Origin of the sequence: Halomonas sp. DP4Y7-1 (genome assembly GCF_019800705.1) — a bacterium.
Classification (GTDB): domain Bacteria; phylum Pseudomonadota; class Gammaproteobacteria; order Pseudomonadales; family Halomonadaceae; genus Halomonas; species Halomonas litopenaei_A.
In genome coordinates this window covers 222,763-237,069 of the sequence record NZ_JAHVKS010000004.1, presented here as the reverse complement: position 1 = coordinate 237,069, position 14,307 = coordinate 222,763, and the positions used below count along the sequence as shown (strand labels likewise).

Genomic DNA, 14,307 nt, shown 5'->3' with positions numbered 1-14,307 from the left:
ACCCTAGAATCGGCGTCAGGTTCCACTACCGAACTGCCTTTGTTCTGCCGCCTTGAAGCCAGCTACAGCGTGCGGCGTGAGGCAATGGAAGCCCAATGCATGTATCGGTCAGTCACTGGGTAAGACGCCCATTCTCGCCAACAGTTCATCTCAATTTGAAAAAAATGGGGAAGTCGCATGATTTGCCCTTTTCCCCAGGCCACTAAAGCCGCTCCTGCCGCCTATTCAGACAGGGATTCCGCATTGCGCGACGTGGTCATCAGCGGCTGAATATGCTGATCCACTGCTTCCCGCGCGCGGAAGATACGCGATCGCACGGTACCGACCGGACATTGCATGATCTGGGCAATATCTTCATAGGACAGGCCGTCGAGCTCACGCAGGGTGATTGCGGTACGCAGGTCATCGGGCAGATTTTCGATGGCCTCGAACACGGCTGACTCAAGCTGATCCCGAGCAATCGAGGCCTCGGGCGTCTCGATGTCAGCGAGCCGACCGCTCATGTCCAGAATCTCGGCATCGTTGATGTCCAGATCACTGCCCGGCGGACGCCGACCACGTGATACCAGGTGGTTCTTGGCGGTGTTGATGGCAATACGGTACATCCAGGTATAGAAAGCACTCTCGGCCCGAAACTTGCCAAGTGCGCGATAGGCCTTGATAAAGGCCTCCTGAGCAACGTCCTGCACCTCGGCATGATCATTGATGTAGCGCCCGATCAGTCCGAGAATCTTGTGCTGATACTTCTTGACCAGAAGATCAAAGGCGCGGGTATCGCCCTTCTGGGCTCGCGCTACCAGTTGCTGGTCCGTTTCCTTGGCCGTCATCTCTCTCCTCCCCGACGGTGTCGGGCTGACGGCGCCGGACCCTCGGACTGGCCCGTGGCAACAGGGAAGCCCCTTTCACCCGTCGGCGACGTATAGGTCATAAGACTCGTCATGATAAAAGGCACAAGTGTTCCTGTTTCCGTGTCTCGCATCAAGCGTTCTCTGGCTCTATTTGTTGAAGCCGGTCGGACAGCGGATGCGCGACAAGGTTCCGTTGAACGATTGAAGTTTCCCTTGCCTCAAGGGATAGTAGGACCACGCAAAAACGTCAGCGCTGACACGATACACACAGGTAGACCTCATGTCCGACAAGCAGGTGAACAACCTCAACGTCCTGGCCCAGGATGTTCTCGTCACCCCAGAGCAATTGAAGCAGGAAATTCCACTGTCCGCCGAGGCAGAGGCCACGGTGATCGAAGGCCGCAAGACCGTCCAGAATATTCTCGACGGCAGCGACCCGCGCCTGCTGATGGTCGTCGGCCCCTGCTCCATCCACGACGTCGACGCAGCGCTGGATTACGCGCGCCGTCTGCGCCGCCTCGCCGATGAGGTAAAGGACAGCCTGTTCATCGTCATGCGCGTGTATTTCGAGAAGCCGCGCACCACCGTTGGCTGGAAGGGACTGATCAACGACCCTCACCTCAACGACTCCTTCGAGATTGAGGAAGGACTGCACATCGCCCGGCGCCTGCTGGTGGAACTGTCGGAGCTTGGCCTGCCACTGGCCACCGAAGCGCTTGACCCGATCTCCCCTCAGTACCTGCAGGACTGCATCAGCTGGTCGGCGATTGGTGCTCGCACAACCGAGTCTCAGACCCACCGCGAAATGTCGTCTGGCCTGTCCTGTCCGGTGGGCTTCAAGAACGGCACTGACGGCAGCCTGGACGTGGCGGTCAATGCGCTGCAGTCGGTGGCTCACCCCCATAACTTTCTCGGCATCGACCAGCAGGGCAAGGTCGCCATCATCCGCACCCGTGGCAATGCCTACGCCCACGTGGTTCTGCGCGGAGGCAACGGCAAGCCCAACTATGACAGCGTCAGCGTGGCGCTGGCAGAGCAAGAGCTGAAGAAGGCTGGGGTGAAGCCGAACATCATGATCGACTGCTCCCACGCCAACTCCAACAAGGACGCTGCCCTGCAGCCACTGGTGCTCGACAACGTCACCCACCAGATTCTGGACGGCAATCGCTCGATCATCGGGCTGATGGTCGAGTCCAACATCGGCTGGGGCAACCAGAAGATCAAGCAGGATCGCAGCGAAATGGCCTACGGCGTTTCGGTCACCGATGCCTGTATCGACTGGGACACTACCGTGGAAGCGCTGCGCGGCATGAACGAGCGCCTGGCCCCGGTACTGACCAAGCGCCTCGGCTAGCCCCACCAAGCCAGAGAACTGGCTGCACCAGCGTCTTCACGCAACGAGCCCGCCAATGGCGGGCTCGTTGCGTTGTGCTGACACACCCCATCATTGCCGCCTGAGCCAGCTCAACCTGACTGGCGCACTCCGTCCACCTCGCGCACGAAGGGCGGCAGTGAATCAAGCAGTGCCCGACCATAACGACGGGTCAGCACACGGCGGTCGAGCAGCGTAATCCGGCCACGATCGGCTTCCTTGCGGATCAACCGGCCGCAGGCCTGCACCAGCTTGATCGACGCATCGGGTACGCTGATGCGCATGAACGAATTGCCGCCTTGGCTCTCGATCCACTCGGCCAGGGTCGCGCCTACCGGATCATCAGGCACCGCGAAGGGCAAGCGGGTAATTACCACATGCGTCAGGTAATCCCCGGGCAGATCGATGCCTTCGGCAAAACTTGCCAGACCAAACAGGATGCTGCCTTCGCCGTCGTCGACCCGCTGTCGATGACGGGTGACCAGCTCGCGCTTGGGCAACCGGTCCTGCGCCAGCACCCGCTCGCGACGCTCCCGTGACAACGCCTTCTCTACCCCGCGCAGCTGTGCACGAGAAGAAAACAGCACCAGCACCGCCTCGCTGGCATCGAGAGCCTCGACGAAGTCAACGATGGCCCGCTCATGCCCTTCACGGTCAGACGGATCCACCGCTTCCTTAGGCACACTCAAGACGGCCCGCGAATAGTCGAACGGGCTCGGCAGTCGCTGGTAACGATAACGATTGGCCAGACCGGCACGCTCTTGCAGGCGCTCGAAGCGACCCAGCGCCGTCAATGTCGCCGAGGTCACCACGGCACCGTGGCAGCGCCCCCACAGCGAGCGCGCCAAGGTATGCGCCGCCGACACCGGGCTAGCCGAAAAGATCAGCTCGGGCTCCCCCTGGAAGCGCTCGAGCGTCAGCCAGCGGGCCCTGGGCGGCGCGTCCGCGGGATCCATCTCGGCAAAGGCCTGCCACAGCGCATGGGCCTCCAGCGCCCTGCCGTGCAACAGTGCCAACAGGGGCAGCCAGGCCTCTGCCTGCTCACGTGCCAGCCCCGTGGACTTCTCCGGATCCAGGCTTTCACGCAGGATATCGGTCATCGATTCCAGGTGACGGCAGAGCTCGGCGAAGGGCACGACCAGCCCCTCCGCCTGGGTGCGCAAGGCCTCTGGCACACGCCCCATCTCGAAGCGGTGCTGGGCACCATCCTCTTCGTCGGCCAGGCCGTGGGGACGCTCGGCGAGCTGGTGCCCCAGCGCAAAAATCTCACCCAGTCTTGGCTCAAGGGCATCCATGGCCACCGGCAGCGCCGCCAGCAGCCGTGCCAAGGTGGGCTGCACGCCCAACGCTGTATTGAGCTCTGTCAGCGAACCCTTGAGATTGCGCAACCAGCGCAAGCCCCCACCCACGCTGAAGCGGTGGGTAAAGTGCGAGATGGCCTTGTCCGGCAGGTGGTGTCCTTCGTCAAAGACGTAGATGCAGTCCGCTGGATCAGGCAGCACCATGCCGCCCCCGAGCGCCAGGTCCGCCAGCACCAGATCGTGATTGGCGACGATGACATCGGCCTGATCAAGATCGCGCCTAGCGCGAAAGAAAGCACAGGCGCCAAAGTGGCCACAGCGACGATTGGTGCACTGGCGATGATCCACCGTCAGGCGCCGCCAGTGCGCATCGTCGATGGCTTCACCCCAGCTGTCGCGATCCCCTTCCCAGCGACCGTTGCCGTAGGCGTCGCCCATGGCGGCGACCAGATCCTTGAAGTCGTCGCCACTGGCGCTGTCCAGGCTCTGCTCGAACAGCGACAGCGTGGGGTTGTCCTCTACCCCGTCCATGGCGGCATCAAGCTTGGCCACACAGACATAGCGCCCCCGCCCCTTGGCCAGGGCAAAGTCAAAGGACAGTCCGCTATGGGCCTTCAGCGAAGGAAGATCCTGATGCAGCACTTGCTCCTGCAGCGCCACCGTCGCGGTCGCCAGCACCAGTCGCTTGCCCCGCGCCTTGGCCACCGGCAATGCCGCCAGCAGGTAGGCCAGGGTCTTGCCGGTACCGGTGCCCGCCTCCAGCACGCAGACATGCTCGTCGCTCGTGCGCTTGCCGTCCTCATCCGTTTCGATGGAGGCCAGGGTGCGCGAAATTTCAGCGATCATCAGGCGCTGACCGTAGCGAGGCGTTAGTTCCAACGCCTCCAGCACACGGCGATAAGCGGTCTGAATCTCGCGTTTTAGGGCATCATCCAGCATGGCGGGTCCCGCTATGTTCGGCGATCACGGAGGTCGGGCAGGCATTGCCCACAGACAAGCAGGGCCGGCACTGAGCCGGCCCTGTCACACAGGCAACCCGTTCACCCAGGTGAGCTTAAAGCAGCCCTTCCGGTGGGTGTTCACAAGGCAACTTGTCACCGATGAAGCGCTCGATCTCGGGCAGCGAGAAGGCATCTTCCTCACCAACAAAACTGATCGAGACGCCCTTGGCTCCCGCACGGCCGGTCCGGCCGATCCGGTGCACGTAGTCCTCGGGATCTTCCGGCAGGGTGTAGTTGATGACGTGGCTGACGTCTTCAATGTGTATCCCTCGCCCGGCGACGTCCGTTGCTACCAGCACCTGGATTTCGCCCTCGCGGAACTGCTCCAGGGTGCGGATGCGCTGGTTCTGGGGCACATCACCAGAGAGCATCGCCACGTTGATATCGGCCTTCTTGAGCAGGTCCTGAAGCTTGCGCACCAGGTCGCGACGATTGCCGAACACCATGACGCGATCAAACGACTCCTGCTGCAACAACTGCACCAGCAGCCGCTGCTTGTCGTCATCGCTGACCATGTAGACGCGTTGATCAATGTTCGCGGCGTTGTCCACGGTCACCGCGATTTCCACGTGGGAAGGCTGATGCGTCCACTGGCTTGCCAGATTGAGGATGTCCTCGGTGAAGGTCGCCGAGAACAGGAACGTCTGGCGCTCTTCGGGCTTGGGGGTGTAGCGAATGATCCGCTTCACGTCCGGAATGAAGCCCATCGACAGCATGCGGTCGGCCTCGTCCAGCACCAGCACCTCGACCTGACTCAGATCGATGTCCCGCTTTTGCTGGAAGTCCAGGAGGCGACCAGGCGTCGCGACCAGGATGTCCACGTTGCCTGCCAGACCATCGCGCTGCTTTTGATAATCCATGCCACCAACAACGCTGGTCACCTTGAGTGAGGTGAACCGTGCCAGGGCCTTGGCATCCTTCTCGATCTGCAGCGCCAGCTCACGGGTTGGCGCCACAATCAGCGCGCGCGGGGCGCCAGCCTTCTGACCGTCCGGCGCCTCTTCTTCCAGAAAGTAGGCCAGCATGGAAATCAGGAAGGCGGCCGTCTTGCCGGTCCCGGTCTGCGCCTTGCCGACCACATCCCCACCCAGCAGCGTGTGGGTCAGCGCCTCGGCCTGAATCGGCGTGCAATATTCAAAGCCCAGGGCATGAATGGCACGCATCAGCGGCAGCGGCAGATCGAAGTCATGGAACCGCCACTTGCCCGCCACGGCGGGCACCTGGAACTGGCGCAGGTCCCAGTTGGACTGACGGCGCCGCGGCTTGCGACGGCGACGCTTGGGCTTGCGGCTCTCGGCCGGTGCGGTGGTCTGTTCCGACTCGCTCATAGGCTGTGCTGTGTGTCCGTCTCGGGAGGTGAATGCAAACGGGACACGCAGAGCGGCTGCTCTCATGTCCTGACTCAAGCCGGCCATTGTAACAGCCTCTGGCGGTTTGGGCTTGCCTGATGCGTATTCGTTGCACGACGACGACTGCCCCGTCAGCCCTCGCCCTGTTAGAATGCGCACATTATAGAGAGGAGCCCCGCGTCATGACACGCCGCAAGAAGACCCGCTCGCTGGCCGACAAGGTGACCATTCGCACCGGTCGGCGCAAGGACTACAAGCAATGGCGCCACGAAAACCCCGACGAAGTGACCTCGTCCCGGCGCTTTTCAGCCAAGAAAAAGCAGCAGCGCAAGAACCAGGCGGCCAAGCGCCTGGAACGTATGCGCGCTGCCCCCAACATCGAGATCCACCCCTCACGTCCGGACACTCCTGACAGCGATGCTGGCAAGGGAGATTCCTGATGCGGCTGGTGTCCTTCAACATCAACGGTATTCGCGCCCGCCTGCATCAATTGGAAGCCCTGATTGCGGCCCACCAGCCCGACGTGATTGGGCTGCAGGAGACCAAGGTTCAGGACAGCGAGTTTCCCCGCGAGGCGGTGGAGGCCATGGGCTACCAGGTCTATTTCTTCGGTCAGAAAGGCCACTACGGTGTCGCCCTGCTGACGCGTCAGACGCCAGAGGAAGTCCGCTACGGCTTTCCCGATGACAATGAGGACGCTCAGCGGCGCATGATTGGCGCACGCCTGCCATGCGCCGACGGCGAGTCCGTCTGGGTCTACAACGGCTACTTTCCCCAGGGCGAGAGCGTCGACCATCCGACCAAGTTTCCCCACAAGCGCGCGTTCTACGCTCAGCTGCAACAGCTGCTCGACCAGCAGCATTCGCCCGACCAGCGCCTCGCGGTGATGGGAGATTTCAATATCTCGCCCGAAGACATCGATATCGGCATCGGCGAATCCAACCGCAAGCGCTGGCTGCGCGAGGGCAAGACCAGCTTCCAGCCGGTGGAGCGCGAGTGGCTGAGCGGTATCAAGGGATGGGGACTCGTCGACAGCTATCGTCACCTGTACCCCACCGTGGACGATCGCTTCAGCTGGTTCGACTATCGCTCCAAGGGTTTTGATCGTGAGCCCAAGCGCGGCCTGCGAATCGACTATATCCTGACCACCTCAAGCCTCACCGAACGCGCCACCCAGGCCGGCATCGACTATGACCTGCGCGGCATGGAAAAGCCGTCCGATCATGCGCCGGTGTGGACCGAGTTTGACCTGTAGGCAGTACCTGGCGCCGCTGGCGATATCTGTTGCATGGCAGAAAAGGGCCGCCCAACGGGCGGCCCTTTTCATGTAGCGGCGTGTATGTAGCGGCTTGCTAGCGCGGACTAGCTCTGCTGCGCCAGGCGGCGAATGTCCGCCGCGATGGCCTCTACCGAGTCGCTGTCGCGCATCAACAGCCGAGCATCACCACCGGCATCGAAGGCAAAGATGGCGCTGGAATGATCAACGTCGTAGCTGCCATCCGCCTCTGGCTCCCCCAGTCGATAGCTGACACGATAACGATTGGTGACCTCATCCAAGGCTGCCTTGTCCCCGGTGACGCCGACAAAGCGGGGGCCAAAGGCCTCAGTGTAGGCCTTTAGCACCTCAGGAGTATCGCGCTCGGGATCCACCGAGACGAACAGCACCGTGACATCCTCGCGAACCGCTTCGTCCAGTTCTCGCAGTGCGGCGGACAGGCGCGCCAAGGCGGTCGGGCAGACATCGGGACAATGGGTGAAGCCGAAATAGACGAGCACCGTGTCGCCGGCGACATCCCCTTCATTGATCCCGGCGCCACTTTCGCTGACCAGCTCGAAGTCCAACGGCGGCATGGTCTCCGAAATGTCCGTGCCACGCCAATTGGCATCTTCGCAGCCCGCGAGCGCAAGCCACCCTAGTCCAAGACACACCCCCAAGGCGCGCTTCCCAAACGACGTCATCCTACCCCCATGCCTAGCATCATTACGTCATCACCACGTCATAACTACATCATAACTACGTCATAACCCAGGCGACGGCGGGCCACCACCGCTGGAGCTTGCTTGCGTGGCAACCCAGAGCCCGTGCAATGACCCGAGATGTCAGAGCGCTGCCGGAGACACTACTTCGAAGGTGGCCGCGACCTCTCCCCCACCTTCCAGCAACAGCGTCACGTCGACATCGTCTCCGACGTTGAGGGTCGCCTGGGGCTGCATGAACATCAGGTGGTAGCCTTGCGGTGCAAACTCTCGCGTCTCGCCCGGCCCCACCTCGAAGCGCTCGACGCCGTGCATCATGGCCATGCCGTCCTGTTCCATGCTCATGTGCAGCTCCACCGATTTGTAGGCATCGGTCTCGGCGCCTACCACGGCGACAGCCGCTTCGCCCGGATTGTGCAGCTGGAAGTAGCCGGCGCCAGGCCTCTCTCCAGGCAGCACGCGAAGACGCGCGTCACTGATCTCCAGCTCAGCGGCAACGACAGGGGTAGCCAGCAACAGGCCAGCAAGACCAAGAGACAGAGCAGCAGACATGAAACGCATGGGAAAACTCCAGACGATGGGCAGAGACAGCATCAGGGCTGACACCTGGGAAGCACTGCATCGCCTGTCAGCAGAGCGCTGACAGACCACAATGCGTGTTGAAACGACGAGAATTGACGTCTAGCTCAACGTCCCCCGTCGTGGTGTCCATGTAGAAGGACGCAAACCCTTGCTCGGGTGACAGGCGATAGGAGCCGCATAGACCGTAGCCATAGCGTACTTCCTGCAACTGAGCCAGCTCGATGGAAGAGGAAGTGCCCAGCGCCGAGGCCAAGGCACGCCGGGCGTCTTCGTCGAGGCGACTGTCCGACAGCGCCTGGGAGCCAAAGATCGCCGCCGCCAGCACGATAATCGCAGCCGTTGGAACAACGACCAGTAATAAAGGGCTTCGAAGTGTTTTCATGCGCAAAGTCTACGGTTGAACGCTGATCGTCGACAACCCAATCGCGCGGCGGGCGGCGATCGCTCAGCTGTCTGTGCCGCCCATGTCAGAGCCTTCGTCCGCTGGTGGAGTCTCCTCGGAAAGTGCCGCCAACCAGGACGTTGCGTCGGTTTCTCCCTTTTCGAGCGCTCGCTTCAGCGCCCCTACCGCGACGGACTCCTGCCCCCAGGCTGCGGCAATCTGTCCCAAGCGCAGCCAGTCGCTACCCCGGTCATGGTCGCTGGCCAATGCCTGCCAGGCGGCCAGGGCACGCTGGCGATCGCGGGCACGAAACCAGGCTTCGGCCAGTTGGCGCTGACGGTTCTCGGTGGCCTCGAGGACACCCTGCTCAATGGCCATGGCCAGCAGCTCAGCCGCGCGGGCGGGCGTGCCTGCCGCCAGGTGCAATTGGATGCGCTGCTCCAGGTCATCACTTCCGGATAGCGCACCATGGCGCCAGCCAGACTCCCACAATGCAGCAGCCCGCTGCGGCTGTCCCAGACGCTGAGCCATGGCCGCCGCACGCCGCCAGCCCTCGCTATTGGCAGGGTGATCAGTCAAGGCAGCCTCCAGGTCCGCCAATGCCTGATCCAGCCGGCCGCTGCGCTGCATGACGGCGCCGGCGAACTGCCGGCGTTCAGCTGTCGGGTCGGCATCCTGCTGCCTGGCCCGCTCGACCCAGTCCGCGGCCTCGTCCCACGCCTCCTGCTCGGCGGCCAATTCAGCCATCAGCCACAGCGCATCGCCATCCTGATGGCGTTGGAGCCAGTCCTCGAGCAGCACCGCCGCGCGAGACGACTGGCCTGCCTGGATGCGCAGTTCGGCTTCCTGGCGCTGCCAGCGGTCACGCTGCTGCGCCTCTATTCCGTCGAGTTCCCGTGCTGCGGCAAGATGTTCTGCGGCCTGCTGATGCCGCCCCTGGGCGGACTCGGCCCCTGCCGCGAGCTGCAGGTACAAGGCAGCCGCCCAGCGATCCGCCGCATTGCCGGCACTGAGCCGCTGAGCCTGGCTTTCGGCCTTGTCCTCGACCGCAGATGGGTCATCTGCAAGTTGCTGCTCCAGCCCCTTGAGATCGGCAATGATGCCCCCTGACAGGGTCGGTGCGGCTAGCGCGGTCGACGCTGCAACAGGCAGCGCTGCCCCCACTGCAATAGACAGCAACCTGCGCAGGACTCGTCCCGCCAGCGGTGTTGTCGACATGGCTACCTCGCTTGCTGGTTTCATCACCGGCGTTACCTCAACTGGAACTCGAGACGCTGGCGCGCCCGGCGCAGGCCGGAGGCGGTCTCGAACTGCCAGCCTGCAATGGCTTGCCGTGCGGCGTCCTCAAACACTCTTCGCGGACTGGCATCGACCACCTGAATGCTGCCGCGATCGACGCTGCCGTCGGAACGAATAATGAACTGCATGACCACGTAACCTTCGAGTCCCCGACGCTGCGCCCGACGCGGATACTCCGGCGGCACCTTGCGCGTGGCACGGGCTGACGTCCCCACATCGACCGGCTCATTGGACGCGGGCGCTGCTGCCCCGGCCCCCGCGCTGGCGGCACTGCCGCTGCCGCTGGACGCCTGGGTGGGCGCAGGCGAAGGCGAAGGTGCCGGGGTCGCCACCGGCTGCGGTGTCGGCTCGGGGCGAGGTTGGGGCTCAGGCTGAGGCTCTGGTCGCGGCTCTGGTCGCGGCTGCGGCTTGGGCTCCGGCGGCGTTTCTGTCAGCTCCGGCAAGCGACTGTCCAGAGTCTGGACCTCCCGCTTGGGCGGCACCACTTCCGGGTCCGGCAAGCGTATTTCGCTGACTGCCGATTGCGCCGGTGCAGGGGGCGCTGGTGCGGCCTGCACCGGGGGCGGCGGCGGTGGCGCTGCCGACGATGCAGCTGATGACTCCGCCGGCGCCTCTGCCTGGGGTGCCACCGGCTCGGCCAGCGACAGCGTGATCTCTTCTCTCAGCTCAGGCTCCGACTCCGGCGGCAACACCAAGAGTGCCAGCAGCGCAAACAGTGCCAGCGTCAACAGGCCTCCCGCGATCAGGGCTCCCACTCGCCTCATGCGTCGGAGCTCCTCTCCGCCGCTACCGCGACCTTGTCCACGCCAGCATCACGCAAACGGTCCATGGTCTCGATCAGCACACCGGTCGCCGCGTTACGATCCGCCTGTATCACCACGGAACCGTCATCAGACAGCATGCCGGCCACTGTCGTGCCTACACGGTGAATGTCCACGGGCTGCCCATCGACCCAGAGGGCTCCCTCCGGAGTAATGGCCACCAGCACCTGCACGTCAGGCCTTGCCGACGCGGCCGATGACTCCGGCCTTTCGATCTCGACACCACTCTCCTTGATGAAGCTGGTGGTGACGATGAAGAAGATCAGCATGATGAAGACCACGTCCAGCATGGGGGTCAGATTGACCTCGCTGGATTCTTCGGCGCCGGCGGACAGTCGACGTCTACGCATGTGCGTCCTCCGCGGCACGGGCCAGGCGATCATGCAACCGCTGATCCTCGCGCCGGATGATATGTTCGAGTCGTGTGATAAACAGCAGGCCAACCACGGACACCGCCATGCCGGTCAACGTCGGGAGCGTCGCTCTCGCCACCCCATCCGCCATGGCTCGGGCCTGATTGCTGTCCGCCAGGGACAGGCTGTCGAACACCGTGATCATGCCGGTCACCGTGCCAAGAAGGCCCAGCAGCGGGCAGATCACCACCAGCAGCTTGAGCCAGGGCAGCGGTCCACGCAGACGCCGAATCAATTCCGTCACCCAGGTCTCACGCAGGGTGCGAGCGCTCCAGCTGACATGATCATGACGTTCTACCCAGCGCCGCATCAGCGCGGCCCGCGCGGGGCGATAGTGAAAGCGGAAAAACCACCAGCGCTCGAGCCCGACCGAAAACAGCAGCATGGCGACCACGGCGATACCCACCAGCACTGGCCCACCGGCGTCGACTAGCCAATATAGGGGCTCAAGCCAGGGGTGAGTCGGCATGCTGCCTGCTTCCTTGCTGCTGTGTGGAGGTCCCACTCACCGGCGCCGCGCGAGTTTCCAGACGGTCAGCCAACACGGCACTGGCCTTTCCTTCCATCGTGCCGATCAGCGAGCGTGAACGTGACGACAGCGCAGTGTGGGCAAACAGCAGAGGCACCGCAGTGATCAAGCCCAGCACGGTGGTCACCAGCGCCTGGCTGATACCCCCCGCCATCAGCTGGGGATCTCCAGTACCAAACACCGTGATTGACTGGAACGTCACGATCATCCCCGTCACCGTACCCAGCAGGCCGAGCAACGGGGCCACCGCCGCCAGCATCTTGACCAGCGCTTGGCCGCGCTCCAGGCGAGGTTGTTCCGCCAGCAGACACTCGTCCAGGCGCGCCTCCAGCGCCTCCGGCGCATGATCTGCACCAAAGGCGTGGAAACGGGACAGCACGCGCCCGAGCGGGTTGTCGGAGCGCAGGCTTTCCATGCTGGAGAGCTGACGTCGAGTCGTCACGCTGACCCTCAGCAGATAGAGGTACTGGCCAACCGCTACCAGCAGCCCCAGCACGCCAAGCGCCACGACCACATAGCCGACCGCTCCGCCCTGATGGAAGCGCTCAACCAGGCTGGGCTGTCGCGACAGTGCCTCGACAACGCGACCGTCAGCAGGGTCGACGGGCAGGTTGGCGGACTCCCCGGCCTGGTAGGCGGTGAGTGCTTTACGCACCGCCGTCGGCGTGTGCTCCACCGCCGCCAGGCGACCCTCTTCGCCAACCCGTTCCAGCAGCTCGCCCTGAGAAAATGCCATCAGATCACCCACCCGGGTCACCGGACGACTGGCGACCTCGCCATTGGATGCCGCCACCGGCGCTTCTATCTGACGCACCTTGGCAGTCTCTGCGGTCATGCCCATCAGGCTATCGGCAAGCGCCTCGATATGCTGGACGGTGAGAATCGCCTCATCGTCGAGACGCGGCGGCAACGCTGTCTCGGCACCTAACGTCAGCCAGCTCTGGCCCAGCTCATCTCGTAGCTCGCCAGTGGCACCTGCCACCGCAGAAAACACCGCGGTCAAGTCTCCTCCCTCGGCGTCTCGCGCGGCGGAGATCTCGTCCAACGCAGCGCGAGTCTCGGCCATGTCGGACTCCAGCCTCTCACGTTCGGCGCGGGCGGCGTCGCGGCGCTGCTGCGCGTCCGCAAGAGCGGCGGCAAGCGCTTCGCTGTCATCTACGAGCCCAGCCAGGCGCTCTCGATCACGTGCCTCTGCGGCCTCACGCTCTAGCTTGAACGTGGCGAGCGGCAGCTCGCCGACTTGCGTCTGTTCACTATCCTGCTGCGCCTGGCCATTATCCTGCTGTGCTTGCTCATTATTCTGCTGCGCTTGCTCATTGTTCTGCTGCGCAGTTGCCGCCAGCGAGACGGTCGACAACAGCGCCGCCACCAACGCTGTACGGCACCATGCCATGGACGGGCGGGACACGACTCCCCCCGCATTGCGGGTGTGGGCGTCGCCATGACGAGAGCCATTCATCGGAGAGAACATCAGTTGGACTCCTCGCCTAATTGTGACAGGGGAAGTTCGAGCAAGTCCGGGGCACGCTGATCACGAACAATCTGCATGCCCTTCTCGACCTGATCGCGCTGCGCGGCGCTCAAAGGCTGCCACTCGCCCTGCTGCCACACGCCGCCCTCATGGCCGTCAGGCGTCAGGTAGTACCAGCCGACCCGCCCCAAACGCAGATAGTCCACCTCGCGACGGCTATCTGCCTGCTCAAGGGTGCCGCGCCATGCATCCAGCTCGCGCCCATAGGCCAATTCGGCCTGCCAGGCCGCGACCACCCGCTCCAGCTTTTCAGCGCTAGACAGCTGTGGACTCGACAGACTGTTCTCGAGTGATGTCACCCGGGCGCTACGCTCGCTGTGCAGAAAGGGAATGTCTTGCTCCACCCATCGGTTCAGGCGCTCGGTCATCTCGCTGAGCACACCCGGCAAGGCTTCTCTGGTCGCCGACATGGTGTCCATGCCCGCCCGGCGCTCGTCCAGGGTAGTGGCCAACCGCTCGAGCTGGGGCGCCAGCGAATCGTTGTAAGCCGCCAGGCGCTCCGCTTCCTGTTCGGCCTGACGCAGCTCGGCGATGCGTTCGCGAACCGTTTCGTCGGCAGCGTCGATGCGCTGCTGCAGTTCGGCCTGAGTGCGCTGCGCCTCCAAGGCTTCACCATCGCCACTGGCCTGCTCTGACTGCGCCCATGCTGCCCCACTCACGCCAAGCCCCACCATCAACGCCACTGCGCTGACCGCCGCTCGCCCTGAGCTTGCCGTGCCGACATTGAGCCATGCCCGCAGATCTGTCTTCGCCATTCCTCGGCCTCCGCCATACCGTCTCGCTCGCCGCATCCCGGTCGGATCGACGTGCCGCGTCAAATGCAGAGACAGTACCCGAAACACGAATAGTTATCAATGCGAGACAAGGACATACCCCGCTTCCCCCTGTCCAGATGCCCCTCC

At 63.5% G+C, this 14,307-nt stretch carries 15 protein-coding genes; 3 read left to right on the top strand and 12 right to left on the bottom strand.

Annotation, left to right across the window (positions count from 1 at the left end):
- Positions 1-221 precede the first annotated feature (221 nt).
- A complete protein-coding gene (gene rpoE, locus KUV72_RS10060; protein WP_206937507.1) occupies positions 222-827 on the bottom strand; it encodes an RNA polymerase sigma factor RpoE in 606 nt (201 codons plus the stop codon).
- A gap of 301 nt (positions 828-1,128) precedes the next feature.
- On the opposite strand from rpoE, the gene KUV72_RS10055 reads away from it, so the two are divergent.
- Positions 1,129-2,202 (top strand): 3-deoxy-7-phosphoheptulonate synthase, encoded by a 1,074-nt coding sequence (locus KUV72_RS10055; RefSeq protein ID WP_206937503.1) that lies wholly within the window; start codon positions 1,129-1,131, stop codon positions 2,200-2,202.
- Positions 2,203-2,312: 110 nt separating this feature from the next.
- Here the strand turns inward: KUV72_RS10055 and dinG are convergent, their stop codons facing one another.
- Both dinG and rhlB read right to left on the bottom strand, forming a co-directional pair.
- Positions 2,313-4,460, bottom strand: coding sequence for an ATP-dependent DNA helicase DinG (dinG, locus tag KUV72_RS10050; protein ID WP_206937489.1), 2,148 nt, complete (start codon positions 4,458-4,460; stop codon positions 2,313-2,315).
- Positions 4,461-4,575: 115 nt separating this feature from the next.
- On the bottom strand, positions 4,576-5,850 hold the full coding sequence (gene rhlB, locus KUV72_RS10045; protein ID WP_206937487.1) for an ATP-dependent RNA helicase RhlB: 1,275 nt from the start codon (positions 5,848-5,850) through the stop codon (positions 4,576-4,578).
- Positions 5,851-6,053: 203 nt separating this feature from the next.
- Between rhlB and KUV72_RS10040 the strand changes: the two genes are divergently transcribed.
- Together KUV72_RS10040 and xthA are read left to right on the top strand one after the other, a co-directional pair.
- Positions 6,054-6,311: a hypothetical protein gene (locus tag KUV72_RS10040; RefSeq protein ID WP_206937484.1), complete on the top strand. Its 258-nt coding sequence runs from the start codon at positions 6,054-6,056 to the stop codon at positions 6,309-6,311.
- The gene (gene xthA / locus KUV72_RS10035) at positions 6,311-7,126 is read left to right on the top strand and encodes an exodeoxyribonuclease III (protein WP_222238188.1); all 816 of its coding nucleotides are present in this window, start codon (positions 6,311-6,313) and stop codon (positions 7,124-7,126) included. Before KUV72_RS10040 ends, xthA begins: the two co-directional genes overlap by 1 nt.
- A gap of 107 nt (positions 7,127-7,233) precedes the next feature.
- Here xthA and KUV72_RS10030 read toward each other — a convergent pair whose 3' ends face one another.
- From KUV72_RS10030 to KUV72_RS09990, 9 genes are all read right to left on the bottom strand, one after another.
- On the bottom strand, positions 7,234-7,722 hold the full coding sequence (locus KUV72_RS10030; RefSeq protein WP_222238186.1) for an SCO family protein: 489 nt from the start codon (positions 7,720-7,722) through the stop codon (positions 7,234-7,236).
- Positions 7,723-7,971: 249 nt separating this feature from the next.
- Entirely contained in the window at positions 7,972-8,409 is a 438-nt protein-coding gene (locus tag KUV72_RS10025; RefSeq protein ID WP_222238184.1) for a copper chaperone PCu(A)C, read from the bottom strand.
- 67 nt (positions 8,410-8,476) lie between these two features.
- A complete protein-coding gene (locus KUV72_RS10020; RefSeq protein WP_222238182.1) occupies positions 8,477-8,812 on the bottom strand; it encodes a hypothetical protein in 336 nt (111 codons plus the stop codon).
- 63 nt (positions 8,813-8,875) lie between these two features.
- A complete protein-coding gene (locus tag KUV72_RS10015) occupies positions 8,876-10,030 on the bottom strand; it encodes a hypothetical protein (RefSeq protein WP_261317436.1) in 1,155 nt (384 codons plus the stop codon).
- A gap of 32 nt (positions 10,031-10,062) precedes the next feature.
- Entirely contained in the window at positions 10,063-10,875 is an 813-nt protein-coding gene (locus KUV72_RS10010) for an energy transducer TonB (RefSeq protein WP_222163043.1), read from the bottom strand.
- A complete protein-coding gene (locus KUV72_RS10005) occupies positions 10,872-11,282 on the bottom strand; it encodes an ExbD/TolR family protein (protein ID WP_206937467.1) in 411 nt (136 codons plus the stop codon). The genes KUV72_RS10010 and KUV72_RS10005 overlap by 4 nt, the downstream gene beginning before the upstream one ends.
- Positions 11,275-11,814, bottom strand: coding sequence for a MotA/TolQ/ExbB proton channel family protein (locus tag KUV72_RS10000; protein WP_206937464.1), 540 nt, complete (start codon positions 11,812-11,814; stop codon positions 11,275-11,277). Before KUV72_RS10000 ends, KUV72_RS10005 begins: the two co-directional genes overlap by 8 nt.
- Positions 11,792-13,345: a MotA/TolQ/ExbB proton channel family protein gene (locus KUV72_RS09995; RefSeq protein ID WP_261317435.1), complete on the bottom strand. Its 1,554-nt coding sequence runs from the start codon at positions 13,343-13,345 to the stop codon at positions 11,792-11,794. Before KUV72_RS09995 ends, KUV72_RS10000 begins: the two co-directional genes overlap by 23 nt.
- Positions 13,345-14,160, bottom strand: coding sequence for a DUF3450 domain-containing protein (locus KUV72_RS09990; RefSeq protein WP_261317434.1), 816 nt, complete (start codon positions 14,158-14,160; stop codon positions 13,345-13,347). Before KUV72_RS09990 ends, KUV72_RS09995 begins: the two co-directional genes overlap by 1 nt.
- Positions 14,161-14,307: the final 147 nt, after the last annotated feature.